Source organism: Brevundimonas diminuta, from assembly GCF_039673845.1.
GTDB lineage: Bacteria > Pseudomonadota > Alphaproteobacteria > Caulobacterales > Caulobacteraceae > Brevundimonas > Brevundimonas diminuta_E.
This window is the reverse complement of the sequence record NZ_JBDJMK010000001.1, coordinates 122,134-147,533: the sequence shown is the minus strand read 5'-3', so window position 1 is coordinate 147,533 and position 25,400 is coordinate 122,134. Positions and strand designations below refer to the sequence as shown.

Sequence of the window (25,400 nt, the reverse complement as noted above, 5' to 3'; positions counted from 1 at the left end):
GAATCGAGGAGCCAGCATGAGTTTCAACGCCACAGAATCCGCCTTTGAAGGCTTCCGTCTGGCCCGCCGCGCGCCGATGGCCATTCTGGCCTGGGCGACGGCCTATATCGTGTTTTTCGCGGTCTTCTTCGCTGTAGCGGGCGGCCATCTGGTCAACATCCTCAACCTGGCTCAGCAGGTCCAGCAGAGCGCCGACCCGTCGATGACCGATGTGACGGCCTTGATGCAGGCCTATGGCGCGATGATGGGCTTGGTCATGCCGCTGTCCTTGCTGTTCAGCGCTGTGCTGACGGCGGCGGTGGCGCGTTCCGTCATCCGGCCGGAGGACAAGCGGTTCGGCTATCTGCGTCTGGGCCGCGATGAACTGCGCATTCTGGGCGCGACCCTGATCTTGGCCCTGCTGATGTTCGCCGTCGTAATGGCGGGATCGGTCGTTGTCGGGGGCTTTATCGGCATGGCGGGGGCCTTGAGCGCGCCTTTCCTGATCCTGCCTGCGGTCCTTTCGGGGCTGGCCCTTGTGGCGGTTTCCGCCTGGCTGGCGGTGCGCCTCAGCCTGGTCGCGCCGATGACCTTCGCCGGGCAGAAGATCGCCATCAAGGAAAGCTGGGCGCTGACCAAGGGTCGCTTCTGGCCGTTGCTGGGCATGGCGGTGCTGGCGGGCGTCATGTCGATGTTGGTGGGCCTGTTGGGGTCCATCGTCATCGCACCGGTGAATCTGGTCTTCGGCGGGCTGGACAGCATCGCGGGCGCCGGAACGACGAATGTCGCCACCCTGCTGGTGAAGTTCTGGCCGGCCCTGCTGGCGTGGGGCGTGGTCAATTCCCTGTTGTCGGCAGCGCAGGCGGCCATCGTCTATGCGCCGTTCTCGGCGGCCTATCTGGGCATCAAGGGCGTGTCGCGCGCCTGATCCAGCGACAGGGCGGAAATGAAAACGCCGCGCTCTTTCAGGGCGCGGCGTTTCTGTTGAGGCTGGCCCTCACGCTCTGTTCATGCCCCGGCGTGCGCCGGGGGAGCGGTTAAGCGCTTTTGCTGGCCCTGGCGTTCTTAGATGGGGCGCGCTTGGCTGACGCGCGCTTGACGGGCGCAGGTTCGGTGGTCAGGGCCGCGACGCGACCCTTGCGGCGTTCCTCGTGCCGATCCAGCACTTCCTTCAGATAGCGGCCGGTCCAGCTGGCAGGGTTCGCCGCGACCTGTTCCGGCGTGCCGACGGCGACGATTTCGCCGCCCCCGTCGCCGCCTTCGGGGCCGAAGTCCAGCAACCAGTCGGCCACCTTGATGACATCGAGGTTGTGCTCGATCACCACGATGGTGTTGCCGTTCTCGACCAGCTCCTGCAGCACTTCCAGCAGCTTGCGGGTGTCCTCGAAATGCAGGCCGGTCGTCGGCTCGTCGAGGATGTAGAGCGTCTTGCCGGTCGCCCGTTTCGACAGCTCCTTCGACAGCTTGACCCGCTGCGCCTCGCCGCCGGACAGGGTGGTGGCCGGCTGGCCGACCTTGACGTAGCCCAGCCCCACGCGCTCCAGCGTCAGCATCTTGTCGCGGATCGACGGCACGGCGGTGAAGAAGCGCGCAGCCTCTTCAACCGTCATGTCCAGAACGTCGGATATGCTCTTGCCCTTGAAGACGATTTCCAGCGTCTCGCGGTTGTAGCGCTTGCCCTTGCAGACATCGCAGGTGACGTAGACGTCGGGCAGGAAGTGCATCTCGATCTTGATGACGCCGTCGCCCTGACACGCCTCGCAGCGACCGCCCTTGACGTTGAAGCTGAAGCGGCCGGGGCCGTAGCCGCGCGCCTTGGCCTCGGGCAGGCCCGCATACCAGTCGCGGATGGGTCCAAAGGCGCCGGTATAGGTCGCCGGGTTCGAGCGCGGGGTGCGACCGATCGGCGACTGGTCGATGTCGATGACCTTGTCGAAATGCTCCAGCCCCTCGATGCGGTCGAAGGGGGCGGGGGCGTCGGACGCATTGTTCAGACGCCGCGCGGCGGCCTTGTACAGGGTCTCGATGGTGAAGGTCGACTTGCCGCCTCCCGACACGCCGGTGATGCAGGTGAAGACGCCGACCGGGATCTCGCCCGTGACGTTCTTCAGGTTGTTGCCCGTGGCGCCCGAGACTTTCAGCATCCGCTTGCGGTCGATGGGGCGGCGGCCTTCAGGGGGCAGTTCGATCTCGCGCGCGCCGGTCAGATACTGGCCGGTCAGGGAGTTGGGGTTGGCCATGACCTCGGCGGGCGTGCCCTCGGCGCAGACCGTGCCGCCGTGGACCCCGGCGGCCGGGCCCATGTCGATGACATAGTCGGCCGTCAGGATGGCTTCCTCGTCATGCTCGACCACCAGCACAGAGTTGCCGAGGTCGCGCAGCCCCTTCAGGCTGTCCAACAGGCGGGTGTTGTCGCGCTGATGCAGGCCGATGGACGGCTCGTCCAGCACATAGAGGACGCCGGTCAGGCCCGAGCCGATCTGAGACGCCAGACGGATGCGCTGGCTCTCGCCGCCCGACAGGGTGCCGGAACTGCGCGACAGGTTCAGATAGTCCAGCCCGACATTGTTCAGGAAACGTAAGCGGTCGGTGATCTCCTTCAGGATGCGCCGGGCGATTTCGATCTGCTTTTCGGTCAGGGCGTCTTCCAGCGTCGAGAACCACAGGAAGGCCTTGGAGATCGACAGGTTGGAGATGTCGGCGATGTCCTCGCCCCCGACCTTGACCGCCAGGGCCTCGGGCTTCAGCCGCTTGCCGCCGCAGACCTCGCACGGGGTTTCGGACTGGTAGCGGCCCAGTTCCTCGCGCACCCAGGCGCTGTCGGTCTCGCGCCAGCGGCGTTCAAGGTTCGGCAGCACGCCCTCGAACGGCTTGGAGACCTCATATTTGCGGGCGTTGTCGTCATAGACGAACTTGATCTTGTCGCCGCCAGAGCCGCGCAGGATGACGCTCTGCGCCTTCTCCGGCAGGTCGCGCCACGCCTTGTCCATCGAGAAGCCGTAGTGCAGGGCCAGCGACTGCAGCGTCTGCGTATAGAGCGGCGAGGGGCCGCGCGCCCACGGCGCCACCGCCCCCTTGTGCAGGGTCTTGTCGCGATCCGGGATCACCAGATCGGCGTCGAAGGCCAGCTTGACGCCCAGACCGTCACAGGCCGGGCAGGCGCCGAAGGGGTTGTTGAACGAGAACAGCCGCGGCTCGATCTCACTGATGGTGAAGCCCGAGACAGGGCAGGCGAATTTTTCGGAAAAGACGATGCGGCGCGGCTCTTCACCCTCGGGCGCATTCGCCCATTCCGCCGTGGCGATGCCGTCGGCCAGGCCCAGAGCGGTCTGAATGCTGTCGGCGTAGCGGCCCTCAAGACCTTCTTTGGTTACAATGCGATCAACGACGATATCGATGTCATGCTTGAACTTCTTGTCGAGCGCGGGGGCGTCCTCGATGGCGTAGAATTCGCCGTCGATCTTCAGCCGCTGGAAGCCCTGCCGCTGCCACTCGGCCATTTCCTTCTTGTACTCGCCCTTGCGGCCGCGAACGACCGGGGCAAGCAGCAGGATGCGCTCGCCGTCGGGCAGGGCGGTCAGCTTGTCGACCATCTGGCTGACGGTCTGGCTCTCGATCGGCAGGCCGGTGGCGGGCGAGTAGGGAACGCCCACGCGCGCCCACAACAGGCGCATATAGTCGTGGATTTCGGTGACGGTGCCGACGGTCGAGCGCGGGTTCTTCGATGTCGTCTTCTGCTCGATGGAGATAGCCGGGGACAGGCCCTCGATCAGGTCCACGTCCGGTTTGCCCATCAACTCCAGGAACTGGCGCGCATAGGCTGACAGGCTCTCGACATAGCGGCGCTGACCCTCGGCATAGATGGTGTCGAACGCCAGCGAGGATTTGCCCGAGCCCGACAGGCCGGTCATGACCACCAGCTGCTCGCGCGGAATGTCGAGATCCACGCCCTTGAGGTTGTGCTCGCGGGCGCCGCGAACGCGGATGAAGTTATGCTTTTCGATCATGGAATCCGGGAACGCGGAAGGCCCCGGAACGGTTCGGGGCGACGACGCTATATGGGGATCAATTCGCCGGAAACAGCAAGAACAATATGAGAACTTTTAGCCTGCTTCAGGCGACCACGGCGTTTCCGGACGGCGATAGCGTTCGCCGGGACCGACCAGCACGCCGTTGGCGTTGGCGACGCCCAGTTCCAGGCTTTCGGCGATGCGGCGGGCGCGAACGATGAAGTGTTCGGCGGCCACGGGCGGGCACAGGTCGCGGGCGGTCGCCTCGAACAACCCTAACCAGTGGTCGAAATGGCGCGCGTCTATGGGCAGGGGCAGATGCTTGGGCATGGGACGCCCCTGATAGACGCCGGTCGACAGGGCGACGGACGACCAGAACAGCTTCATCTGCTCCAGATGCGGACCCCAGTCGTCGATGTGGGCGGCGAAGATCGGGCCGATGACGTCGTCTTCACGCACCTTGGCGTAGAAGCCTTCGACCAGGGCGTCGATCATGGCCTCGTCTATGCCGGTTTCGGCGCGGATGCGGGCGACAGCGGCCTCACGACGGGCGGCGGCCTCGACGCGATCCGGCGCGGGGCGGTCGATGCGGAAGGCGACGGGGCGGTCGGGCGTGCTCATGTCGGGCAAGATAGGAAGCGGCGCCGCAGAAGGCCATGACGCCGATTGTCCAAGGCGACCCTGCGAAAGCTGAGCTGCAAATTGGGGGTTGCGTTACGAAACGTCCGTCCCCATCCTTCACTCAGCCAACGCATCAGTGAGGAGGCGCGACGATCATGATCAGCACTTTGGAAATCGGTTTCGCCCTTTCCGTTCCGCTGCTCGTGTTCGCCTATGTCCTCGCACAACCCAAGCCCAAACCGGTTCGCATCCGCACTCGTGACGCTCAACAGCGTCGCGGCCCGCACGCCTGACGGCAGAGGCCTCTTCGACAATCTGACGCTCGCCTTCGGGCGTGAACGCACGGCCGTCGTGGGTCGCAACGGCGTGGGCAAGACCACGCTGCTGCGCCTCGTCGCCGGTCTGGCTGAACCTGCCGAGGGCGCCATCGCGCGCGCCGGAACGGTCGGCTGGCTGGCGCAGGCCCAGACGCCGGCGGATGATGAAACGGTCGCCGATACGCTGGGCGTCGCGGCGCCTCTGGCGGTTCTAAATCGTGTGCTGGCGGGCGAAGGCTCGCTGGACGACATGGCCGAGGCGGACTGGACGGTGGAAGAGCGGATGCAGACCGCTCTGGCCGAGGTCGGTCTGGCCGATCTGGCGCTGGATCGCCGCACGGCGGACCTCAGCGGCGGCGAACAGACGCGCCTGCGGCTGGCGGGGCTGAAGCTGGCGGCGCCGGACCTGCTGGTGCTGGACGAGCCGACCAACCATCTGGACGCCGAGGCCCGCGCCATGATCGCCGATGTGGTGGCTGACTGGCCGGGGGGAGTGGTCTTGGTCAGCCACGACCGCGCCCTGCTGCGCTGCGTGGATCGCATCGTGGAGTTGTCCAGCCTTGGCGCGCGCGTGCATGGCGGCGGCTGGGATCTGTACGTAGAGCGTCGCGACGCCGAGCGGGCCGCCGCCGAACGCGATCTGGAACAGGCCGAGCGCGCCATCGGCCGGGTCCAGCGTGAGACGCAGATGGCGCAGGAGCGTCAGGCAAGGCGCGACCGCGCAGGCAAGATAGCGCGCGCCAACAGCTCCGACCCCAAGATCCTGCTCGACGCCCAGGCCCAGCGGGCCGAGGAGAGCGGCGCGCGCGGTCAGCGTCTGGCGGAACGCAAACGTCAGGCCGTCGAAACCGATCTGGCCGAGGCGCGTGAACGGGTCGAGCAGGTGCGCCAGATGGCGCTGGCCATGCCGCCGACGGGCCTGCCTGCCGGCCGCATGGTGCTGAACCTGAACGAGGCGGTCGTGACGGTCGATGACGGTCGCCGCCTGCTGGGGCCGATCTCCCTGCGCCTGACCGGGCCGGAACGCATCGCCGTGGTTGGTCCCAATGGGGCGGGTAAGACGACGCTGTTGAAGCTGGTCGCGGGCTTGACCGAACCGTCATCGGGGACGGTCGAGCGGCCGGTCCGTGCGGCCCTGCTGGATCAACAGGCGTCCATGCTGAAGCCTGACGAAACCCTGGTTGAGGCGTGGCTGCGGCTGAACCCGCAGGGCGCGCCCAATGCGGCGCGGGCGGCGCTGGCGCGCTTTCTGTTCCGCAATGTGCAGGCGGACCGGCGTGTGGGCGAATTGTCGGGCGGCGAGCGTCTGCGTGCGGCGCTGGCCTGCATCATGACGGGCGTTCAGCCGCCGCAACTGCTGGTGCTGGACGAACCGACCAACCATCTGGACATCGATTCCGTTGAAGCGGTCGAGGCGGCCCTGTCAGGCTATGACGGCGCTCTGGTGGTGGTCAGCCATGACGCTGATTTTCTGACGAATCTGGGTGTCGACCGGACCATCGTGCTAAAGGATGGTCAGCTCCAGCCTTCGACCACGCCCTGACGGCGTCCGCGGATCGTGGGGGGGGGCAGGACGGTGCGCGGCTCGGCCTCGGCCCGACCGAACAGCCAGCCTTGACCGTGGGTGACGCCCAGATCGCGCAGGGCGTCGGCGACCTGTTCCGTCTCGATCATTTCGGCGATGGTTTCGAGGTCCAGCGAACTGCACAGTTCGACCAGATGGGCGACAAGGGTGCGCGTGCGGGCGTCGATGTCGATATCGCGCACCAGTGCGCCGTCGATCTTCACCGCATCGACCGACAGGCCGCGCAGATAGTCGAATGAGGCCGAGCCCGCGCCGAAATCGTCGATGCAGACCTTGATCCCGGCGTTGCGCAGGGCGCCCAGACGGCGATCGGCGGCGGCCAGATCGGCCAGGGCGGCGGTCTCCGTCACCTCGACCATCAGACGGCGCCGATCATCGGGCGCCGAGGCGGTCATCTTCAGCAGGGCGGCGACATAGGCGTCGCTGGCCAGAGAGGCGCCCGAGACATTGACCGCGATCTTCAGCAGGCCGCCGCCCGGTTCGCGCAGGCGCCGCACCGCCTTTTCGGCCACCGCCAGATCGAAGCCGTCGATCAGGGCCAGTTCTTCGGCCATGCGGATGGCGGCGGCGGGGCCTGATCCCTTGCCGAAGCGGGCCAGCGCCTCGAAGTGATGCACGGCGCGCGTCTTTAGGTCGACGATGGGCTGGTAGAAGAGGGCGAAATTCCGGTCGCGCACAATGCTGCGGAAATATTCGGCGTCCTTCAGCGTCTGTTGCAGGGAATCGGCGAAGGACAGTTCCGGCTGATCCAGCCCGCCGTCCTTAAGACACCCCTCGATGGCGAACCGCATGGCGCGCAGGGCCGAGGCCGCGTCGCCGCCCAGGGCGCTCTGCGTCGCCACGGCGGACAGGGCCACGCCCTCGGCCTGACCGGCCCTCTGCATTTCGGCGGCCAGATCGCGGGTGTCGTCCACATCGCGGATCAGGGCGTAACGATCGGAGGTCAGACGCCCTGCGCTCGCGCCGTCGTGCGAGGCGGCGTTCAGGCTGGCGCCGATGCGGCTGTGGACCCGTTCCAGCGTGGCGGGGTCGACGCCCTGCAGGCCGTTCACGTCGATGAAGGCCAGCGCCAGCCGCTGAAGGGCACCGGTCTCGCCTTCTGACAGGCTGGCGCGCGCGTGGTTCAGAAAACCCTCGGCGTCCTGTACGGGCGCCGCGTCGGGCAGGGGCGTATCCGCCATGTCGAAGGGCGCGCCTTCATAGGACAGGGCGCAGGACAGGGCGGGCGCGATCTCGGGCAGGGCGAAGGCGCGCAGGCAGGCGCGGCGCAGCCGGCCCTCGCCGCAACTGACCAGAATATCCAGTGGGGCGCTGCGTTGGCCGGGCCTCAGCGCCTCCATCATCCGTTGCAGGGCGGCGGCGCTGCTGGCGGACAGGCGGTCGCCGAAAGGATGGCCGACCCATTCCGCCGTCTGCTGCCCCTCGACGGCGCCCGCGCCCAGCGCCAGACGCACCACGCCCTGCTGATCGACTTCGATCAAGGTATCGGCAGAAGCAAAAGCCAGCCCCAGAAGGCGCGGTGTGAGGGTCATGACTGAACGATACGCCGGGGCGATTAAGAAAAGGCCCAGAAAGCCTTCAAACTGTTAACGAAGGGCGGCGGTTCCTGAGCCGCTGGCCAAGGCGGTGTCGCTCAGGCGGTGCGGTTCAGCGCCACAGCCCGCCCGTCGCCCTGCATGGCCTGACCCGAGGCGCCATAGCCGACGCCCTGAGCGCGGGCGCCCGCGACCTCGGCGGCGATGGTGCGGACCAGACCTTCGGACACCTGACGCGCCGCTTCGACAGCGACGGCGTGTTCCGCCAGAACGGCCTCAAAGTCTTCGGTCGCTTCGATCAGAGCGCGGCGGTCGGCCTCGGGCGCAGCGGCGATCGCGGCTGGGCTGGCCTTCACCTGCGCGGATTCACGACGGTAGAGGTTGGCCATTTCCTGCGTCTGGGCCATGCCGTCGCTTAGATCCTGAGCCCGGTGGGCGCGCAGGGCCTCCATTTCAACAGACAGGCGCTCGGTCAGATCGCGCGTCAGACGCGTCAGGTGCTGCACGCGCAGGGCGGCGGTCTGGACATCAGCGGTCATGCGCCTTGCTCCTGCATCTTGATCATCTGGGCCATGACGCTGTCGGCGAGGCCTACGCCGCCCGCCTTCACCGTCTGCTGGGCCATGGCGTCGACCAGAAAGCCGCGCCAGGCGGCCTCGCCCGCGCCGCCGCCGAAGGGCGCCTCGGTGCTCAGGCTCTCGAACATCGGCTTCATCATCTGCGACAGGAAGCTGGCCTCAAAGGCCTCGGCCGTGCGGCGCATGGCTTCGCGGTCTTTCGAGGGGGCGGCGTCGGCTGGAAGGTTGGCCCGCAGCAGGTCGGGAGAAGCGGAGAGGGGGCTCATCAGATCACCTCGATTTCGGCCTGCAGGGCGCCGGCGGCCTTGATGGCCTGCAGGATGCTGATCATGTCACGCGGGCTGACGCCCAGGGCATTCAGGCCGTTGACCAGTGTGGACAGGGAGGTCGAGCCGCCGACGATCCGCATCTGGCGGCCGGTTTCTTCGGAGATGCTGATGTCCGACTGGGGCACGACGACGGTCTGACCGCCGCGGCTGAACGGCTCGGGCTGGCTGACCAGCGGCGTCTCCTGCACCGAGACGGTCAGATTGCCCTGCGCCACGGCGACGGTGGAGATGCGCACGGCCTCGCCCATGACGATGACGCCGTTGACCTCATCAATGATGACCTTGGCCGGAGTGTCGATCTGGACAGGCAGGTTCTCAACCCGGCTGAGGAAGCCGGCCATGCCAAAATTCTGGGGGGCGCGGATGGCGACGACGGTGCCGTTTTCAGCAAAGGCGGTCTGGGGGTAGGTCTCATTGATGGCGGCGGCGATGCGCTGGGCCGTGGTGAAGTCCGGGTTGCGCAGGCTCAGTCGCACCAGAGGCATGGAGGCGAGGTCGAAGCCGGTCTCGCGCTCGACCACCCCGCCCGAGGCGATGCGGCCCGCCGTGGGCACGCCGCGCGTGATCGAGGAGCCTGACGCGCCAGAGGCCGAGACGGCGCCGGTCTGAACCGAGCCTTGTGACACGGCGTAGATCTCGCCATCGGCGCCCTGCAACGCGGTGACCAGCAGCGTGCCGCCCAGCAGGCTCTTGGCGTCGCCCATGGCCGAGACGCTGACGTCCAGCCGCGAGCCCGGCGTGGCGAAGGGCGGCAGTTCGGCCGTGACCATGACGGCGGCCACATTCTTGGTGTTCAGATTGGCGCCGCGGATGTTGACGCCCTGACGCTCCATCATCCCTTCCAGCGACTGACGGGTGAAGGGCGAGTTGCGGACGCTGTCGCCGGTGCCGTTCAGCCCGACCACCAGTCCATAGCCGACCAGCTGGTTCGAGCGGACCCCCTCGATCGAGACGATGTCCTTGATGCGCGACTGGGCCTCTGCGACGCCCGGCTGGGCGACGAGGATCAGGGCCGCGAGGGCCGGGGCGATAAGGGCGGTAAGCAACTTCTGCATGCGACAGGCGTCCCTGCTTGAGCGTTCGCCATTAACCATGCGAGGATCGTGCCGGATGAAAACGTCAGCAATTTCAAGGAATGGCTGCTTGTGTGGCGGCGCCTCGCGGCAGGTTTTGCCGGGCTGTTAACCAAGGCTTCAGCCCCTTGCGGCAGGGTGCGAAGCCTAGAAGGAGACGTCACGCATGAAGGTCACCGGACCCCTGGGCGCCGCTTCGACGCCGGCCGCGCGGCCAGCGGCCCGTGCGGCGGGCGGTTTCGCCCTGCCGTCGACTGGCGGCGCGGTGCCGACGGCGCAGGCGGGGGCGACATCATCGGCATCGGGCGTCACCGGGGCTGCGGCCCTGATGGCGCTTCAGGGGGTTGAAGACCCGACCGAGCGTCGCCGTCGCGCCATCCGTCGCGGCTCTGGATTGCTGGACCGGCTAGATGATCTGAAGCTGGCCATGCTGGGCGGACAGGACGGCGCGGCCGCTCTGGGGCGACTGGCCCGCGACCTGCGCGAGCAGCGGGAAGAGGACGCCGAGCCGGGTCTGAAGCTCGTGCTGGATCAGATCGACCTGCGCGCAGAGGTGGAATTGGCGAAAGCGGAAATGAGCCGTTCACGCGCCTGAAGGCGTTGAAACTTCGGCCGAACCCCCGTTTTCACGGTTCATGTGAGGATAATTCGCCACACTACCCCCTGTTGCACGCAGCTTAGCCATATCACGGACTCGCGAACGCCATTGCCGCGACTCTTGCGCTTGCCTATACGGCCCATGCGCCGCAGGGGGGCGCGATAGAGAAACGAGTGTGAGTGCGATGACCGCATTGGCCTCAGTAATGTCCACGGACCCGGCTGCGTATCGGCCGACCGACGACGAGCCGTTCATGAATGAGCGGCAGATCGCCTATTTCAAGACCAAGCTGTTGACCTGGAAGGACGACATCCTTCGCGAGTCCAAGGGCACCGTCACCAATCTGAAGGCCGAGACCGAAAACCACCCCGATCTGGTGGACCGGGCTTCATCCGAGTCCGACCGCGCGCTTGAGCTTCGGACCCGCGATCGTCAGCGCAAGTTGATCTCCAAGATCGACGAGGCCCTGCGCCGGATCGAGGACGGCTCCTACGGCTATTGCGAGGATACGGGCGAACCGATCGGTCTGGGCCGCCTTGAGGCCCGCCCGACCGCGACCCTGTCGGTCGAGGCTCAGGAGCGGCATGAGCGCCGCGAACGGGTCCACCGCGACGACTGACAGACGACGCAAGTTTCAGGCGACGCAAACTTTCGTCAAATGACGGGAATTGCGGTTTGGCTTCAATCTTGGGTCATGTTGTCGGTGCAGGTTAGGGCTCAGCGGCGACGATGGTGGTCGCCGTTGCGCCTTTTTCATTGCAAGGATCCTTCATGACCCGTGGTTTCGCTGTCCTGACCTCCGCCGTCCTGCTGACGCTGGGCGCCTGCGCCCAGACGCCTGCTGTCGAAACGGCCCCCTCCGGCGTCGTTGAGAAAACAGTTTTTGTGGCCGCCGAGACGCGGCCCTGCACCGCGGGCGTGATGCGGACCACCTGCCTGCAGGTCCGCGAATCCGAAAGCCAGCCGTGGGAGCTCCACTACTTCGGCTACGACGGCTTCGAGCATAAGCCCGGCGTCGAATACCGCCTGCGCGTCCGCGGGACGCCCGTGGCCAATCCGCCGGCCGATGCGTCGTCGGTCCGCTGGTCGCTGATCGAGATCCTGGACCAGAAACCGGCCCGCTCCTGACCGGTTTCGGCGCGCGTCTCTCTTGACTTCGAGGGGGACGTGATCGACCTAGACCCTCATCGGAACGGCGTCGCGCCCGCGCGGGTGCGACGCCTTTTCGACGTTTTTAGAGACTGGACGCTCTGCCCGGATCATCATGGTCTGCGGCGGGCCGCCCGGCCGCCTTCGCTTTCAGGCTCGCAGGATCCTCATGTCCGTCAAGGTTCGTTTCGCTCCGTCTCCCACGGGTAAGCTGCACGTCGGCAATGTCCGCACGGCTCTGGTGAACTGGCTGTTCGCCAAGGGGCAGGGCGGCTCCTTCGTGCTGCGGATCGACGACACCGATCTGGTCCGCTCGACGCAGGAGTCGGAAGACAATATCGAGATCGACCTGAAGTGGCTCGGCCTGACGTGGGACGAGCGCTACAACCAGTCCAAGCGGTTCGACCGCTATGAAGAGGCCGCCGCCAGGCTGAAGGCCGATGGCCGCCTCTATCCCTGCTATGAAACCGCCGATGAGCTGGACCGCCGCCGCAAGGTGCAGTTGTCGCGCGGCCAGCCGCCGATCTACGACCGGGCCGCCCTATCGTTGACCGACGCCGAGAAGGCCGCCTTCGAGGCCGAGGGCCGCCGTCCGCACTGGCGCTTCAAGCTGGAAGGCAAGCGCGTCGCGTGGGAAGACCTGGCGCGTGGCCATGCCGAGGTGGACACCGCCTCCATGTCCGACCCGGTGCTGATCCGCGAAGACGGCCTGTTCCTCTATACGCTGCCGTCGGTCGTCGACGACATCGACATGGAGATCACCCACATCATCCGGGGCGAGGACCACGTCACCAACACCGGCGCCCAGATCGAAATTTTCGAGGCGCTGGGGGCCAAGGTTCCCGGTTTCGCCCATATGCCGCTGCTGGTCGGCGCCGACGGCACGGCCCTGTCCAAGCGTCTGGGCTCGCTGGCCATCATGGACATGCGCGCCGATGGCTATGAGCCGATCGCCATCACCAGTCATCTGGGCAAGATCGGCACCTCGGACAATCTGGAGGTCGCCGCCTCGCTACAGGCGCTGGGCGAGGCCTTCGCCTTCTCCAAGATGGGCCGCTCGCCCGCACGGTACGACACGGCCGATCTGGATCGCCTGAACGCCCAGGCGGTGCACGCCATCGACTACGCCGAGGCTCGGCCGCGTCTGGAGGCTCTGGGCGTCGATCTGGGCGAGACCTTCTGGAACACGGTGAAGGGCAATCTCAACAGATTCGGCGATGTCGTTGAAATGGCGAAGATCGTGACCGGCCCGGTGACCCCGGTGATCGAGGACGCCGCCTTCGCCGCCGCTGCGCTGGAGCTGCTGCCGGGCACCATCGACGCTGAGGCATGGTCGGTCTGGACCGCTGCGGTGAAGGACAAGACCGGCGCCAAGGGCAAGGGCCTGTTCATGCCGCTGCGTCTGGCGCTGACGGGGCAGGCGCACGGGCCGGACATGGCCGCCATGATCCCGCTGATCGGCCGCGACCGTCTGGTTCAGAGGTTGAAGGGCGAAACCGCCTGACGCTTCGCGAAACGCATACAGAAAAGGCCGCCTTCGTCATGAAGGCGGCCTTTTTCATTCGAGGCTGAAGCCGGGATCAGCCCGCGTTGCAGGCGGCGATCTCTTCTTCGTTCAGGGACTGGCCCTTGTAGGAAAAGCTGGTCACAGGACCGATCTTGGCCACGGTGCGACGGCAGGCGCGCGTCGCGGGCTGGTTCGAGCCGCCGGTGGCGGTGCAGGCGTCGCCCTCGCAGCGCCAGGTCGCGCCGTCGACGATCACGCGGCCGCTGGGGGCCGTCGCGGCGTCGGCCAGGGTGGCGCTGGTCGCCGGGGCTTCAGCAAGGGCGGGGGCGGCCGCGAACAGGACGGCGGCGGCGATAAGAGCACGCATGAACAGTCTCCGATATGGGTAGGGCGCACGCCCAGCAACGCCATAGGCCGTTTTTTAAGAAAACTGTCAATCAGCTTCTCGTTTCACGGACCGACGTTACTGACGCACGTTTACTTACCGGCGATCATGTTGCAAATGAGGCGTGTCCTGAGCGGATTTCATGGCCTCGATCGCACCCTCCACCGAATCGACGCTGACATAGGCGTCCAGGAAGCTGCGCGGCGTCATGCCTTTTTCGACCGTGTGTTCGATCAGGGTGAAGAAGCCGTCCCAGAAACCGTCCAGATTCAGGAAGATGACCGGCTTGGCGTGCAGGTCCAGCCGCTTCCACGACAGCAGCTCCACGACTTCTTCCAGCGTGCCGACGCCGCCGGGCGCGACGACGAAGACGTCGGATTCGTCATACATCAGCTGTTTGCGTTCGTGCATGGAGGTGACGACGATCGTCTCCACATCGTCGAACAGGCGCTCGCGGCTGCGCAGGAAGGCGGGCATGATGCCGACCACGCGCCCGCCCGCCTCATGCGCCGCACGGGCTGAGGCGCCCATCAGGCCCACGCCGCCGCCGCCATAGACGAAACGCCATCCAGCCTCGGCCACGGCTTTGCCGAACGCCGCCGCCGCCTCGATATAGCGGGGATCGGTTCCATCGGAGGAACCGCAGAACAGGCAGGCGGAACGGCCCTCGAACGGGGCGATGTTGACGGAGGGCAGGGACATGGGAACCTTTGGCGACCTCTGGCGGCGTGTGAAGACAGGCGGGGGACCGCGCGGCCGGGCCGAAGAGGCTGGGCCTGGCGGGTGGAGCCGTCTATCTGGACAGACAGCCTATAGCGATGCGGGACAGGATGGAACGAAGGAACGGTTTGCTGGCGTGTTTGGGTCTGGCGCTGGCCACGGCCCTGTCGGCCTGCGGCGCGCCGCGGAACGACGCCGCGACAGACGCCCCCGAAATGCGCGAAGACGACTGGGCGCCCACGCCACGCATTCTCAGCGTTTCGCCCCGGCCGTCCGGCGGCGTTCTGGTGCGGGGTGTCGCGGCGCCGGGCGCGCGCGTCATTCTCAGCGGCGGACAGGGCTCGGCTGTTGCTGCGGCGGCGGATAGTCAGGGCCGTTTTGAAATCCAGCTCGACGCGGCTGCAGGCGGGCGGCTGCTGACGCCGGAAAACCAGGTGGGGCAGGTGACGACGCCCGGCCCGCAACAGCTTCTGATCGCGGGCGACCGTCAGGAACTGGCGGCGCTGTTGATGGAAGGCGGCCCCAGCCTGAGGCTGACACCCGGTCCGGCGCTGGACGCTCTGGACGGGGACGGCGGCGGCCTGATCGCTTCGGGCCGCGCCCGGCCCGGCCAGACCCTGTCCATCCGCGCAGGCGGAGGCGCGGCCGAGGTGACGGCGGACCGGCAGGGGCGCTGGAGCGTCCTTGTGCCCGCGATGGCCGATCGCGCAGGCGCCCTCCATGTGGACGGGCAGGTTTTCGACTATCCCGGGCCCGGCGGTCCATCCGACCATGCAGAACGCGCGGGCGAGGGATGGCGCATCACCCGGCAACTGTCGTCTTCGGCGCGCCAGACGACCTGGCTGCCCGATGAGGACGCAGCTCCGCCGGAACAAACGGCGTTAACGCGCCATTAACCAAACCGGTTGATTCAGAAGCCTGTCTTCTTTCTTCGAGGACACCCACCATCACCAAAATGACTTTCCGCCCGGCGCTCTGCGTCGGGCTTTTTTTCACCTTGAGGTCACGTCAGCCGGCAACGGCCGGATGCTCAGATCCCCGCCGCCCGCGCGCCCTCCGGCGTTTCGTCTTCCGGGTCGCCCGGCAGCCAGGCGACGTGGCCGTCATAGATGCCCTGGTTCAGGATGCCTTCTTCCTTGGCGACCAGGACGGGCACGACCATCTGGCCGGTGACGTTGGTGGCCGTGCGCATCATGTCGATGATGCGGTCGATGGCGATGATATAGCCGACGCCTTCCAGCGGCAGCCCCGCCGTCGACAGCGTCAGGGTCAGCATGACGATGCTGGTCCCCGGCACGCCCGCCGTGCCCAGCGATCCCAGCACCGCCGTCAGGCCGATCAAGATGTATTGCGTCAGCGTCAGGTCGATCTTGAAATACTGGGCGATGAAGATGGAGGCGATGGCCGGATAGATGGCGCCGCACCCGTCCATCTTCACATTGGCGCCCAGCGGCACGGCGAAAGACGCATAGGCCTGCGGCACGCCCAGCCGCTCGACCGTCTGGCGCAGCGTGACGGGCAGGGTGCCCAGCGACGACGAGGTGGCGAAGGCCGTCTGCATGGCCGCGCCCGCGCCGCGGAAGAAGCTGACCACCTTCAATCCGTGCAGCTTCAGCAGGCCCGAATAGACGACGAAGATGTGGAACAGGCAGGCCGCATAGATGGCGAAGATGAACTTGCCCAGCGGCAGCAGCGCCTCCCAGCCATAGCCGCCGACGACCGAGCCGATCAGGCCGAACACCCCGAACGGCGTCAGCTGGATCACCCAGCGGGTGATGCGGAAGATCAGGGCCGCGCCCTCATCCACCAGCCTGCGCGCATTCTGCGCTCGGTCGCCCAGCGCCACCAGCGCCGCGCCCAGCAGGGCCGAGAAGAAGATGATCTGCAGCACCTTGCCCTCGGCCAGAGAGGCGAACGGATTGGTCGGCACCACGCCCAGCAGCACCTGCAGCGGCGAGGGGATCTCGCGCGCCTTCACCTCGCCCAGCGGCAGGTCGGACAGGCCCACGCCCGGATTGATGATGTGGCCGAACGCAAAGCCCACCAGCACGGCCAACAGGGAGGTGATGGCGAACCAGATAATGGTCCGTACGCCCAGCCGCACCGCCCCGACCCCTTCGCCCAGCTTGGCGATCGAACTGGCGATGGTGAACAGCACCAGCGGCGCCACCACCATGCGGATCAGGTTCAGATAGACGTCGCCGATCGGCTGAAGCCAGACCACGGCCTGCTCGCGCAGGATCAGACCGGCGATGATGCCCAGGGCGAACCCGGCGGCGGTGCGTTGCCACAGGGGAATGGCGAAGAAGCGACGGAACATGACGACCTTTGGCGAGAAGCAGTCGGTCTATGTGTTTCGCGGTCACCCGGACGGCAACCGCCGCAGAGGCGGTTGATGAGTAGAAGTTCTAAAACCAGCAGGAGTTTTTCTGATGCGCGCTTAGCGGCGCGCGCCCGCACCCTTGGCGACCGGCGGCGTCAGCCGCGCTCGCGCAGATACAGATAGAGGGGCAGGGCCAGCGACAACCCGACCACACAACTGGCCGGAAGGATCAGCCACCAGCGCGCCACCTTGCGCTCGCGCGCATCGCGCCACGACCACACCCAGAATATGGCGATGCAGATCAGCACATCGGCCGAGAAACCGCCCGCAGCGCCGTTGGCGAACAGCGACTGCAGAAACAGGGGCGCATCCAGTCCGTGCGTCCCGAAGAAGGAGCCGAAGAACAGCCAGGGAACCACGGTCCCCACGACGGCCATGGCCAGATAGAAGGTCTTGGCGCTCATGCTGTTCTTCGCCTCGCTGCAGACGCCTTCAATGCGCCTTTACGCTCAAGCTGTCCGCATGAAAATCAGGCGCGCATCACCCCGGCCAGCGCATCCTCGAACTCGTCGTAGTGGTCGATCATCACGTCGCCGCCCAGTTCCGCGTGCGGCACGTCATTATAACCGAAGCTGACGGCGATGCAGGGCACGCCCGCATCCTTGGCCGCCTTGGTGTCGGTGGTGCTGTCGCCCACCATGACGCAGCGCGCCGGATCGCCGCCCGCCTTGCGCACCGCTTCGATGATGTGGGCGCCGCTGGGCTTGCGGGCCGAGACGACATCCGGCCCGGCGATGAAGGCGAAGTGGTGCGTCAGCTTCAGCGCCTCGATCAGCGCGACCGACAGGTCCGTTCGCTTGTTGGTCGCCACGCACAGGATCGCCCCGCGTGCGCTCAGCCGGTCCAGCGCCGCGACACAGCCGTCGAACACCACGCTGTGATCGGCGATGTGGGCCGTGTAATCCTCGATGAAGCGCTCGAACAGGCCGGGGGCGTGGGCCTCGTCCCAGCTGGCGCCCGCCTCCATGAAGCCGTGACGCAGCATGGCCATGGCGCCGTGCCCGACCAGATGCCGGGTCGAGGACATGGGCACGGGCGGCAGTTCATACTGCGCCAGCATCCGGTTCAGCGTGCCGATCAGGTCCGGCGCCGAATCCACCAGAGTCCCGTCCAGATCGAAGGCGATGGTCCAGCCTTCCAGGTCGCGCTCAATACTCACTCATCTGTCTCCCGGCTCGCGAAGACCCCGGCAATGGGCTAGATCGCAGGCAACGACAAGCCGCCGGATCGATTCATGACCGCACCCCATCCTCGCGCAGCTATCATCCTCGCCGCCGGCCAGGGCACGCGCATGAAGTCGCCCCTGCCCAAGGTGCTGCACCCGGTCGGCGCCCGCGCCATGCTGGACCACGCCATCGACGCGGCCGAAGCTCTGGGCTGCGAGCGCATCGTCGTCGTCGTCGGCTCCCACTCGCCCGAAGTCCGCGCCCACGTCGAGAAACGCCTCGGCGCCGACAGCATCGCCGTTCAGGACCCGCCGCTGGGCACCGGCCACGCCGTGCGCGCCGCCGAGGACGTGCTGGGCGATTTTGTGGGCCATGTGGTCGTCACCTATGGCGACGTGCCCCTACTGAAGGCCGCTGACATCGAGCCGGTCTTCGCCGACGCCCATGAAGGCGTGACCGTCATCGGCTTCGAGGCCCGCGACCCCGGCGCCTATGGCCGCCTGATCCTCGACGGCGACAGCCTGCTGGCCATCACCGAGGCCAAGGAAGCCTCCGCCGAGGTTCTGGCCGTCACCGCCTGCAACTCCGGCGTCATGGCCGCGCCGGTCGGCCTGCTGTTCAGCCTGCTGGCCGAGGTCACGAACGACAACGCCAAGGGCGAATACTATCTGACCGACGTGGTCGAGCTGGCCCGCAGGCGCGGCGCCCCGACCCGCGCTGTCTTCGCCGCCGAAGACTCCGTCATGGGCGTCAACGCGCAGGCCGAACTGGCTCAGGCCGAGGCCCTGTTCCAGAAGACCCAGCGCGATCATTTCCTGGCGCAGGGCGTCACCATGAGCGCCCCCGACACCGTCCATTTCGCCTGGGATACGGACATCGGCGCGGGCGCGACCATCGAGCCCTTCGTCGTCTTCGGCCCCGGCGCGGTGGTGGCCGAGGGTGCGCGCATCCGCAGCTTCAGCCACATCGAAGGCGCCAAGGTCGCGACCGGCGCCGAGGTCGGCCCCTACGCCCGCCTGCGCCCCGGCGCGGATCTGGGGCAGGGCGTCAAGATCGGCAACTTCGTCGAGGTCAAGAATGTCCGCATGGACGCGGGCGCCAAGGCCAACCATCTGGCCTATCTCGGCGACGGCGAAGTGGGCGCGGGCGCCAACATCGGCGCGGGGACCATCTTCTGCAACTACGACGGCTTCTTCAAACATCGCACCACGGTGGGCGAGGGGGCTTTCGTCGGCTCGAACAGCGCCCTTGTCGCGCCTGTGACCATCGGCGCGGGTGCCATGGTCGGCTCCGGCTCGGTGGTGACGAAGGATGTCGCGCCCGGCGATCTGGCGCTCGGCCGCGCCGAACAGACGACGAAGCCGGGCTGGGCCGCCCGCTTCATGGAAACCATGCGCGTAAAGAAGACGACGAAGACCAAATGAGCGACCTGCAAAAGAAGAACGCCGGCGAAGCTGCCGCCGCCCACGTCGAGCCCGGCATGGTGGTCGGTCTGGGCACCGGCTCGACCGCCGCCTGGTTCGTCAAGGCGCTGGCGGCGCGCAACCTGCCGGACCTGCGCTGCGTCCCGACGTCAGAGCGCACCGCCGATCTGGCGCGCGAACTGGGCCTGACCCTGTCGACGCTGGAAGACACGCCCCGCATCGACCTGACCGTCGACGGCGCCGACGAGATCGGCCCCGGCCTGGCTCTCATCAAAGGCGGCGGCGCGGCGCTGCTGCGCGAAAAGCTGGTGTGGGAGGCGTCGGCCCGCTGCATCTGCATCGCCGACGCGGCCAAGGTGGTTCCGGCGCTGGGAACCTTCCCCCTGCCGATCGAGGTCGTCGCCTTCGGCCACAAGACGACCGCCAACCGCATCGCCGATGTTCTGGCCGATCACGACATCGCCTCGCCCGCCCGCGTGCGCGAGGCCGAGCGCGGCCTGATCCGCACCGACGGCGGCAATCTGATCTATGACGCCGCCTGCAAGGTCATCAACGACCCGGCCCGTCTCGCCGCCGACCTGAAAAGCCTGACCGGCGTGGTCGAACACGGCCTGTTCCTCGACCTGACCGACCTCGCCATCATCGGCACGGACGCGGGCGTCGAGACGATGCAGCCCTGAACTAAACTCCGCTCATCCCGGCGACGGCCGGGACCCAGATTATAAGGCGCATCCTCCAAGACTGTGGCGCTGCCTCCGTGCTTAAACTTGCTGCCGGCAGAGTTTGCATCTGGATCCCGGCCTTCGCCGGGATGAGCGGGGTAGGGGATGCTGCCTTGCCCCCTCGCGCCCCGGCGCCTAAGTCGGGTCAGCGCTGCGGTTCAGCCGCGCGGATTTCAGACGATTCAGACGAATTGGACTCTGTTTTCGGAGTCCGATCCTGCCGGAGAGCCCGATGGCCCAATACGACTACGACCTCTTTGTCATCGGCGCCGGTTCGGGCGGGGTGCGGGCGGCGCGGCTGACGGCGCTGGGCGGCAAGAAGGTCGCTGTTGCGGAAGAGTATCGCGTCGGCGGCACCTGCGTCGTGCGCGGCTGCGTGCCCAAGAAGTTCATGGTCATGGCGTCCGAAGTCAGCCACGCGCTGGAGATCGCCGAGGGTTACGGCTGGTCTTTCAACAATGCGAAATTCGACTGGCCGACCTTCCTGAACGCCAAGGATGTCGAGATCGCCCGCCTGTCGGGCATCTACGCCGCCAATCTGGCCAAGGCGGGCGTCGATCTGGTCCACGGCCGCGCCATCCTGAAGGACGCTCACACGGTCGAGATTGTCGGCGAGGGCCGCACCATCACCGCCGAGAAGATCCTGATCGCCACCGGCGGCCGCCCGTGGAAGCCGGAAAGCCTGACCGGCATCGAACACGCCATCACCTCGGAAGAGGCCTTCCACCTGCCCGAACTGCCCAAGCGCATCCTGATCGCGGGCGGCGGCTACATCGCGGTGGAGTTTGCGGGCATCTTTGCGGGCCTCGGCGTCGAGACGACACTGATCTATCGCGGCCCGAACATCCTGCGCGGCTTCGACGACGACGTGCGCGCCCATCTGGCGGGCGAGATTCAGAAGCGCGGCATCAAGGTCATCCTCGGCTGCCAGCATGAGTCGATCGAGAAGACCGACAGCGGCCTCGTCAACCACCTCGAAAACGGCATGAAGATCGAGACGGACGTGGTCATGTTCGCCACCGGCCGCACCCCGCACGTCAAGGGGCTGGGCCTAGAGGCCGCTGGGGTCGAACTGAACGAAAACGGCGCCATCAAGGTCGATCCGTATTCCAAGACCACGGCCGACAACATCTGGGCCATCGGCGACGTCACCGACCGCATGAACCTGACTCCCGTCGCCATCCGCGAGGGCGTGGCCTTCCACGAGACGGTCTATAGGAACAACCCGCAGCGCTTCGACTATGAAGCTGTCGCCACCGCCGTTTTCAGCCAGCCGCCGGTCGGCACCGTCGGCCTGAGCGAGGCCGAGGCCCGCCACGCCTGCCCGGGCGAGGTGGACGTCTACGTCACCCGCTTCCGCCCGATGAAATACGCCTTCACCGGCTCTGAGGAGCGGGTGCTGATGAAGCTGGTGGTCGAGGCGGAAACCCAGCGCGTCGTCGGCTGTCACATCGTCGGTCCCGACAGCCCCGAGATGATCCAGCTGGCCGCCATCGCCGTGAAGGCGGGCCTGACCAAGGCGCAATGGGACGCTACCTGCGCCGTCCACCCGACCATGGCCGAGGAACTGGTCACGCTGAAGGAAAAGCAGGTTCCGGCCTCCATGTCCGCCGGTTGATCGTGAGACGGGGCGGCTTGCCAGCCGTCCCGTCCGCGCGCCTTATGCGGTCCGAAGGCCCCGACCGGGGCAGCCGCAAGATCAAGGAATTCACCATGAAGCCGCATCTGCTCGCCGCCGCCGTCGCCGCCGTTCTTGTGACCGCCGCACCCGCCATGGCCCAGAACGCCGCCGCGCCCGCCTATCAGGCCGCGGTCGCCGACGCCCTGCGCCCGGCCGATGAGGTCGAGCGCGACGCCCTGCGTCATCCCGCCGAAATGCTGGCCTTTGCTCAGGTCAAACCGGGCCAGCGCATCGCCGACATCCGCCCCGGCGCGGGCTATTTCACCCGCCTGTTCGCGCGTGTTGTGGGCGAGAGCGGCCACGTCTACGCCTTCGTGCCGAACCGCACCTCAGAGCGCGAGAACCCGCGCGCCGACGCCCTGGTCGCCGCCTATCCCAACGTCAGCCGTGTCAACGGCGACCTGGACGCCATGACCTTCGACCAGCCGCTGGATCTGGTCTTCATGAGCCAGGAATACCACGACTTCCACATCCCGCGTTTCGGCGTGACCGTGTCCAAGATGAACGCCGACATCTTCAAGGCGCTGAAGCCCGGCGGCCTCTATGTCGTCATCGACCACCAGGCCGCGCCCGGCGCCGCCAACACCGTGGTCGAGACCCTGCACCGTATCGAAGGCGCCCAGCTGCGCAAGGAGGTCGAGGCCGCCGGCTTCGTCTTCGACGGCGAGAGCAAGGCCGTCGCCAACCCCGCCGACGACCACAGCCTGAACGTCTTCGACGACGCCATTCGTGGCCGGACCGACCAGTTCGTCTATCGCTTCCGCAAGCCGTAACAAGTCCCTCAAAGCCCTCCCCCTCGATGGGGGAGGGGTGGGGGGGGGTGAGGGCAGGACATCGACATAAGGGGGCAGGGAGACGCCGCGCCCCCTGCATCCTTATCGGGGCCTCCACGTCCTTCTTCTCAGTCCCATCACGGGAGCGGGCAGAAGAAGGGTCTCAAATTGGTGACTGGCGAAGCGGGTCATGCGGCGCTAACCCTCGGCGCAATTTCATAAGGGAAACGCACAGATGACTCGCATCGCCTTCATCGGTCTGGGCAACATGGGCGGCGGCATGGCCGCCAATCAGGCCAAGGCCGGGCACGACGTCGCCGCCTTCGACCTGTCGCCCGCCGCGCTGGAACGCGCCGCCGAGGCCGGCTGCCGTCCCGTCGGCTCGGTCGCCGAGGCCGTGAAGGACGCCGAGGTGGTCATCACCATGCTGCCCGCCGGGCCGCACGTCCTCAACGTCTATTCGGAACAGATTCTGGGCGTCGCCCCGGCCAGCGCCCTGTTGCTGGACTGCTCGACCATCGACGTTGAGACGGCGCGCAAGGTCGCCGGTCTGGCGAAGGAGGCGGGTTACGCCTTCGCCGACGCCCCCGTCTCGGGCGGCACGGCGGCGGCTGACGCCGGGACGCTAGCCTTCATGGTCGGCTGCGACGAGGCCGACTACGCCCGCGTCGAAGCGGGTCTGGAGCCGATGAGCCGCATCACCATCCGCGCGGGCGATCACGGCGCCGGTCAGGCGGCCAAGATCTGCAACAACATGCTGCTTGGCATTTCGATGATCGGCACCTGCGAAGCCATCGCCCTGGCCGAGAAGCTGGGTCTGGAGCCGGAGCGTTTCTTCGAGATCGCCTCGAAATCTTCGGGCCAGTGCTGGAGCGTGACCAGCTATTATCCGTGGGCCGGTCCGGTCCCGGCCGCCCCGTCGAACCGCGAGTATGAAGGCGGTTTCGCCACCGCCATGATGCTGAAGGACCTCAAGCTGGCGCAGGACGCCGCGGCCAAGGCAGGCGCCTCGACCCCGCTGGGCGCGCAGGCCGAGGCCCTCTACGCCCTGTTCAACGGCCTCGGCTACGGCGGCAAGGACTTCTCCGCCATGGTCCAGATGCTGCGCGGCCGCATCGACACGCTGAGCTGACCCACAGCCTTCCTCCCCATGAAATGGGGAGGGGGCCACCTAATGGTGGAGGGGGCGACGCAAACATCAGCCGTCCAGACGCCCCCTCCGTCTCGTCGCCTTGCGGCGCCGATCCACCTCCCCATCGCTGCGCGACAGGGAGGAAAGGGTCGCCCCAGCACGCGTCGGGTTAGGATGGGGACCGACGACCGCGGGCATTCGTGAAGCTGAGAACCGTTATCAATTAAGGGGTTGGGACGTTTTGTCCGGCTCCTGACATGGACAAGACAGGGCGGCGCGCGCAATTAGGCCTGCAAAGCTGCACACGCGAAAGAAGCGCCGCCTTGTTCGACTATAAGTCCGCCTTTCAGAACTCTGTGGATCAGGTCCGCAGCGAGGGTCGCTACCGCGTCTTCGCTGATCTGAAGCGGGTGCGCGGCCAATTCCCCCGCGCGGTGCGCCGCCGCGAGGACGGCACGCAGCAGGAAGTCGTCGTCTGGTGCTCCAACGACTACCTCGGCATGGGCCAGCACCCGGCGGTGATCGACGCCATGCAGGCCGAGGTCGAGCGCACCGGCGCGGGCGCGGGCGGCACGCGCAACATCTCCGGCACCACCCGCTCGGCCGTCGATCTGGAAGCCGAGCTGGCCAGCTGGCACCAGAAGGAAGCGGCCCTGCTGTTCACCTCGGGCTATGTGGCCAATGAGGCGACGCTGTCGACCCTGCAGAAGATCCTGCCGGGCCTGATCACCTTTTCGGACGCCCTGAACCACGCCTCCATGATCGCGGGCATCCGCAACGGCGGCGGCGAGCGTCACATCTTCCGCCACAACGACCTCGACCACCTTGAGGAACTGCTGGCCGCCGCGCCCGCAGACGCGCCCAAGCTGATCGCCTTCGAAAGCGTCTACTCGATGGACGGCGACATCGCCGACATCGCTGGCACCATCGCCCTTGCCAAAAAGTACGGCGCCCTGACCTATCTGGACGAGGTTCACGCCGTCGGCCTGTACGGCGCGACCGGCGCGGGCGTGGCCGAGCGCGACGGCGTGCTGGATGGCATCGACATCGTTGAATGCACCATGGGCAAGGCCATCGGCGTCATGGGCGGCTATATCGCCGCCGACGCTGTGATCGTGGACGCGGTGCGCAGCTGGGCTGCGGGTTTCATCTTCACCACCAGTCTGCCGCCCGCCCTGACCGCCGGGGCGCTGGCTTCGGTCCGCCACCTGAAGGCGCACCCGGAACTGCGCGACGCCCATCAGGAGCGCGCCGCCACCTTGAAGCGCCGTCTGGCCGAGGCAGGCATTCCTGTCCTGCCCAGCGTCAGCCACATCGTGCCGGTTCACGTCGGCAATCCGGTTCACTGCAAGCTGATTTCGGACATGCTGCTGGAAGAACACGGCATCTACGTCCAGCCGATCAACTATCCGACCGTGCCCAAGGGGACCGAGCGCCTGCGCTTCACCCCCTCGCCGGATCATGACGACGCCATGATCGACAAGCTGGTCGAGGCGATGGACAAGCTATGGTCGCACTGCAACGTGGCGCGCCAACCGATCGCCGCATGACGACCGACGCTGAGCTTGGCGAAGTCATCGTCGAGTTCGTCCGCAACGGCCTCTATGTGAAATGCTCGGCCGTCCACACGGCCAGCGGCGTTGAAGTCTCCGCCATCGGCCCCGCCGCCGAACCACGCGCCGTCGAGCGCGTCGCGATCGCCAAGCTGAAGCGGGCGCTGGCGGGGCGCTGAT

General features: G+C 67.0%; 26 protein-coding genes. 15 read left to right on the top strand and 11 right to left on the bottom strand.

Features of this window, described 5'->3' with window-relative positions:
* Nucleotides 1-16: 16 nt before the first annotated feature.
* Nucleotides 17-907 carry a hypothetical protein gene (locus ABE454_RS00695; RefSeq protein WP_346528015.1) on the top strand — a complete coding sequence of 297 codons (891 nt, stop codon included), beginning with the start codon at nt 17-19 and terminating at the stop codon, nt 905-907.
* A gap of 109 nt (nt 908-1,016) precedes the next feature.
* Here the strand turns inward: ABE454_RS00695 and uvrA are convergent, their stop codons facing one another.
* Together uvrA and ABE454_RS00685 are read right to left on the bottom strand one after the other, a co-directional pair.
* Nucleotides 1,017-3,986, bottom strand: a complete 2,970-nt coding sequence (uvrA, locus tag ABE454_RS00690; RefSeq protein WP_346528013.1) for an excinuclease ABC subunit UvrA — start codon at nt 3,984-3,986, stop codon at nt 1,017-1,019.
* Between the two features lie 96 nt (nt 3,987-4,082).
* Nucleotides 4,083-4,610, bottom strand: a complete 528-nt coding sequence (locus tag ABE454_RS00685) for a group III truncated hemoglobin (RefSeq protein ID WP_346528010.1) — start codon at nt 4,608-4,610, stop codon at nt 4,083-4,085.
* Nucleotides 4,611-4,765: 155 nt separating this feature from the next.
* On the opposite strand from ABE454_RS00685, the gene ABE454_RS00680 reads away from it, so the two are divergent.
* Together ABE454_RS00680 and ABE454_RS00675 are read left to right on the top strand one after the other, a co-directional pair.
* Nucleotides 4,766-4,903 (top strand): hypothetical protein, encoded by a 138-nt coding sequence (locus ABE454_RS00680; RefSeq protein WP_253109112.1) that lies wholly within the window; start codon nt 4,766-4,768, stop codon nt 4,901-4,903.
* Entirely contained in the window at nt 4,869-6,470 is a 1,602-nt protein-coding gene (locus tag ABE454_RS00675; protein WP_346528008.1) for an ABC-F family ATP-binding cassette domain-containing protein, read from the top strand. Before ABE454_RS00680 ends, ABE454_RS00675 begins: the two co-directional genes overlap by 35 nt.
* Here ABE454_RS00675 and ABE454_RS00670 read toward each other — a convergent pair.
* The 4 genes from ABE454_RS00670 to ABE454_RS00655 all read right to left on the bottom strand — a co-directional run bounded on the left by ABE454_RS00670 (nt 6,443) and on the right by ABE454_RS00655 (nt 10,009).
* A complete protein-coding gene (locus tag ABE454_RS00670; RefSeq protein WP_346528006.1) occupies nt 6,443-8,044 on the bottom strand; it encodes an EAL domain-containing protein in 1,602 nt (533 codons plus the stop codon). The genes ABE454_RS00675 and ABE454_RS00670 overlap by 28 nt on opposite strands.
* A gap of 101 nt (nt 8,045-8,145) precedes the next feature.
* Nucleotides 8,146-8,586, bottom strand: a complete 441-nt coding sequence (locus ABE454_RS00665) for a flagellar basal-body protein FlbY (RefSeq protein WP_346528004.1) — start codon at nt 8,584-8,586, stop codon at nt 8,146-8,148.
* A complete protein-coding gene (locus ABE454_RS00660) occupies nt 8,583-8,891 on the bottom strand; it encodes a rod-binding protein (protein WP_346528002.1) in 309 nt (102 codons plus the stop codon). Before ABE454_RS00660 ends, ABE454_RS00665 begins: the two co-directional genes overlap by 4 nt.
* A complete protein-coding gene (locus ABE454_RS00655) occupies nt 8,891-10,009 on the bottom strand; it encodes a flagellar basal body P-ring protein FlgI (RefSeq protein WP_346527999.1) in 1,119 nt (372 codons plus the stop codon). Before ABE454_RS00655 ends, ABE454_RS00660 begins: the two co-directional genes overlap by 1 nt.
* 184 nt (nt 10,010-10,193) lie before the next feature.
* On the opposite strand from ABE454_RS00655, the gene ABE454_RS00650 reads away from it, so the two are divergent.
* From ABE454_RS00650 to gltX, 4 genes are all read left to right on the top strand, one after another.
* Complete coding sequence (locus ABE454_RS00650; RefSeq protein ID WP_346527997.1) at nt 10,194-10,622, top strand: flagellar assembly protein FliX; 429 nt, start codon at nt 10,194-10,196, stop codon at nt 10,620-10,622.
* A 208-nt stretch (nt 10,623-10,830) separates the two neighbouring features.
* Entirely contained in the window at nt 10,831-11,244 is a 414-nt protein-coding gene (gene dksA, locus ABE454_RS00645) for an RNA polymerase-binding protein DksA (protein ID WP_346527994.1), read from the top strand.
* A 152-nt stretch (nt 11,245-11,396) separates the two neighbouring features.
* Nucleotides 11,397-11,753, top strand: coding sequence for a DUF4377 domain-containing protein (locus ABE454_RS00640; protein WP_346527992.1), 357 nt, complete (start codon nt 11,397-11,399; stop codon nt 11,751-11,753).
* Nucleotides 11,754-11,943: 190 nt separating this feature from the next.
* Nucleotides 11,944-13,278 (top strand): glutamate--tRNA ligase, encoded by a 1,335-nt coding sequence (gene gltX, locus ABE454_RS00635; protein ID WP_346527989.1) that lies wholly within the window; start codon nt 11,944-11,946, stop codon nt 13,276-13,278.
* A 76-nt stretch (nt 13,279-13,354) separates the two neighbouring features.
* Here the strand turns inward: gltX and ABE454_RS00630 are convergent, their stop codons facing one another.
* Both ABE454_RS00630 and ABE454_RS00625 read right to left on the bottom strand, forming a co-directional pair.
* Entirely contained in the window at nt 13,355-13,648 is a 294-nt protein-coding gene (locus ABE454_RS00630) for a CC_3452 family protein (RefSeq protein WP_346527987.1), read from the bottom strand.
* 114 nt (nt 13,649-13,762) lie between these two features.
* Entirely contained in the window at nt 13,763-14,368 is a 606-nt protein-coding gene (locus tag ABE454_RS00625; protein ID WP_346527985.1) for a TIGR00730 family Rossman fold protein, read from the bottom strand.
* A gap of 128 nt (nt 14,369-14,496) precedes the next feature.
* Here ABE454_RS00625 and ABE454_RS00620 point away from each other — a divergent pair, with 128 nt between their 5' ends.
* The gene (locus ABE454_RS00620) at nt 14,497-15,282 is read left to right on the top strand and encodes a hypothetical protein (RefSeq protein ID WP_346527983.1); all 786 of its coding nucleotides are present in this window, start codon (nt 14,497-14,499) and stop codon (nt 15,280-15,282) included.
* A gap of 134 nt (nt 15,283-15,416) precedes the next feature.
* On the opposite strand, the gene ABE454_RS00615 is transcribed toward ABE454_RS00620, so the two are convergent.
* From ABE454_RS00615 to ABE454_RS00605, 3 genes are all read right to left on the bottom strand, one after another.
* Entirely contained in the window at nt 15,417-16,706 is a 1,290-nt protein-coding gene (locus ABE454_RS00615; protein WP_346527981.1) for a dicarboxylate/amino acid:cation symporter, read from the bottom strand.
* A gap of 158 nt (nt 16,707-16,864) precedes the next feature.
* Entirely contained in the window at nt 16,865-17,173 is a 309-nt protein-coding gene (locus ABE454_RS00610; RefSeq protein WP_346527979.1) for a DUF2834 domain-containing protein, read from the bottom strand.
* 65 nt (nt 17,174-17,238) lie between these two features.
* On the bottom strand, nt 17,239-17,928 hold the full coding sequence (locus ABE454_RS00605) for an HAD-IA family hydrolase (protein WP_346527977.1): 690 nt from the start codon (nt 17,926-17,928) through the stop codon (nt 17,239-17,241).
* Nucleotides 17,929-18,003: 75 nt separating this feature from the next.
* Between ABE454_RS00605 and glmU the strand changes: the two genes are divergently transcribed.
* The 7 genes from glmU (at nt 18,004) to ABE454_RS00570 (ending at nt 25,399) form a co-directional block, all read left to right on the top strand.
* Nucleotides 18,004-19,359: a bifunctional UDP-N-acetylglucosamine diphosphorylase/glucosamine-1-phosphate N-acetyltransferase GlmU gene (glmU, locus tag ABE454_RS00600; RefSeq protein ID WP_346527974.1), complete on the top strand. Its 1,356-nt coding sequence runs from the start codon at nt 18,004-18,006 to the stop codon at nt 19,357-19,359.
* Nucleotides 19,356-20,039: a ribose-5-phosphate isomerase RpiA gene (gene rpiA / locus ABE454_RS00595; RefSeq protein WP_346527972.1), complete on the top strand. Its 684-nt coding sequence runs from the start codon at nt 19,356-19,358 to the stop codon at nt 20,037-20,039. The genes glmU and rpiA overlap by 4 nt, the downstream gene beginning before the upstream one ends.
* Nucleotides 20,040-20,313: 274 nt before the next feature.
* A complete protein-coding gene (gene gor, locus ABE454_RS00590) occupies nt 20,314-21,699 on the top strand; it encodes a glutathione-disulfide reductase (RefSeq protein ID WP_346527970.1) in 1,386 nt (461 codons plus the stop codon).
* A gap of 95 nt (nt 21,700-21,794) precedes the next feature.
* Nucleotides 21,795-22,535 carry a class I SAM-dependent methyltransferase gene (locus ABE454_RS00585; RefSeq protein ID WP_346527968.1) on the top strand — a complete coding sequence of 247 codons (741 nt, stop codon included), beginning with the start codon at nt 21,795-21,797 and terminating at the stop codon, nt 22,533-22,535.
* A 235-nt stretch (nt 22,536-22,770) separates the two neighbouring features.
* Nucleotides 22,771-23,667, top strand: coding sequence for a 3-hydroxyisobutyrate dehydrogenase (gene mmsB, locus ABE454_RS00580; protein WP_346527966.1), 897 nt, complete (start codon nt 22,771-22,773; stop codon nt 23,665-23,667).
* A gap of 323 nt (nt 23,668-23,990) precedes the next feature.
* On the top strand, nt 23,991-25,217 hold the full coding sequence (gene hemA, locus ABE454_RS00575; RefSeq protein ID WP_346527963.1) for a 5-aminolevulinate synthase: 1,227 nt from the start codon (nt 23,991-23,993) through the stop codon (nt 25,215-25,217).
* Nucleotides 25,214-25,399: a DUF6898 family protein gene (locus tag ABE454_RS00570; RefSeq protein ID WP_346527961.1), complete on the top strand. Its 186-nt coding sequence runs from the start codon at nt 25,214-25,216 to the stop codon at nt 25,397-25,399. Before hemA ends, ABE454_RS00570 begins: the two co-directional genes overlap by 4 nt.
* The last annotated feature ends 1 nt before the right edge of the window (nt 25,400 follow it).

What these genes read in the sequence shown, in the direction of transcription:
- ABE454_RS00655 (WP_346527999.1), bottom strand. Translation starts at nt 10,009, where the DNA reads ATGCAGAAGTTGCTTACCGCCCTTATCGCCCCGGCCCTCGCGGCCCTG.
- ABE454_RS00585 (WP_346527968.1), top strand. Translation starts at nt 21,795, where the DNA reads ATGAAGCCGCATCTGCTCGCCGCCGCCGTCGCCGCCGTTCTTGTGACC.
- ABE454_RS00660 (WP_346528002.1), bottom strand. Translation starts at nt 8,891, where the DNA reads ATGAGCCCCCTCTCCGCTTCTCCCGACCTGCTGCGGGCCAACCTTCCA.
- mmsB (WP_346527966.1), top strand. Translation starts at nt 22,771, where the DNA reads ATGACTCGCATCGCCTTCATCGGTCTGGGCAACATGGGCGGCGGCATG.
- ABE454_RS00680 (WP_253109112.1), top strand. Translation starts at nt 4,766, where the DNA reads ATGATCAGCACTTTGGAAATCGGTTTCGCCCTTTCCGTTCCGCTGCTC.
- ABE454_RS00625 (WP_346527985.1), bottom strand. Translation starts at nt 14,368, where the DNA reads ATGTCCCTGCCCTCCGTCAACATCGCCCCGTTCGAGGGCCGTTCCGCC.
- ABE454_RS00640 (WP_346527992.1), top strand. Translation starts at nt 11,397, where the DNA reads ATGACCCGTGGTTTCGCTGTCCTGACCTCCGCCGTCCTGCTGACGCTG.
- ABE454_RS00670 (WP_346528006.1), bottom strand. Translation starts at nt 8,044, where the DNA reads ATGACCCTCACACCGCGCCTTCTGGGGCTGGCTTTTGCTTCTGCCGAT.
- ABE454_RS00650 (WP_346527997.1), top strand. Translation starts at nt 10,194, where the DNA reads ATGAAGGTCACCGGACCCCTGGGCGCCGCTTCGACGCCGGCCGCGCGG.
- uvrA (WP_346528013.1), bottom strand. Translation starts at nt 3,986, where the DNA reads ATGATCGAAAAGCATAACTTCATCCGCGTTCGCGGCGCCCGCGAGCAC.
- ABE454_RS00610 (WP_346527979.1), bottom strand. Translation starts at nt 17,173, where the DNA reads ATGAGCGCCAAGACCTTCTATCTGGCCATGGCCGTCGTGGGGACCGTG.
- ABE454_RS00685 (WP_346528010.1), bottom strand. Translation starts at nt 4,610, where the DNA reads ATGAGCACGCCCGACCGCCCCGTCGCCTTCCGCATCGACCGCCCCGCG.
- ABE454_RS00570 (WP_346527961.1), top strand. Translation starts at nt 25,214, where the DNA reads ATGACGACCGACGCTGAGCTTGGCGAAGTCATCGTCGAGTTCGTCCGC.
- ABE454_RS00630 (WP_346527987.1), bottom strand. Translation starts at nt 13,648, where the DNA reads ATGCGTGCTCTTATCGCCGCCGCCGTCCTGTTCGCGGCCGCCCCCGCC.
- ABE454_RS00615 (WP_346527981.1), bottom strand. Translation starts at nt 16,706, where the DNA reads ATGTTCCGTCGCTTCTTCGCCATTCCCCTGTGGCAACGCACCGCCGCC.
- ABE454_RS00620 (WP_346527983.1), top strand. Translation starts at nt 14,497, where the DNA reads ATGGAACGAAGGAACGGTTTGCTGGCGTGTTTGGGTCTGGCGCTGGCC.
- dksA (WP_346527994.1), top strand. Translation starts at nt 10,831, where the DNA reads ATGTCCACGGACCCGGCTGCGTATCGGCCGACCGACGACGAGCCGTTC.
- gor (WP_346527970.1), top strand. Translation starts at nt 20,314, where the DNA reads ATGGCCCAATACGACTACGACCTCTTTGTCATCGGCGCCGGTTCGGGC.
- rpiA (WP_346527972.1), top strand. Translation starts at nt 19,356, where the DNA reads ATGAGCGACCTGCAAAAGAAGAACGCCGGCGAAGCTGCCGCCGCCCAC.
- ABE454_RS00695 (WP_346528015.1), top strand. Translation starts at nt 17, where the DNA reads ATGAGTTTCAACGCCACAGAATCCGCCTTTGAAGGCTTCCGTCTGGCC.
- ABE454_RS00665 (WP_346528004.1), bottom strand. Translation starts at nt 8,586, where the DNA reads ATGACCGCTGATGTCCAGACCGCCGCCCTGCGCGTGCAGCACCTGACG.
- glmU (WP_346527974.1), top strand. Translation starts at nt 18,004, where the DNA reads ATGACCGCACCCCATCCTCGCGCAGCTATCATCCTCGCCGCCGGCCAG.
- gltX (WP_346527989.1), top strand. Translation starts at nt 11,944, where the DNA reads ATGTCCGTCAAGGTTCGTTTCGCTCCGTCTCCCACGGGTAAGCTGCAC.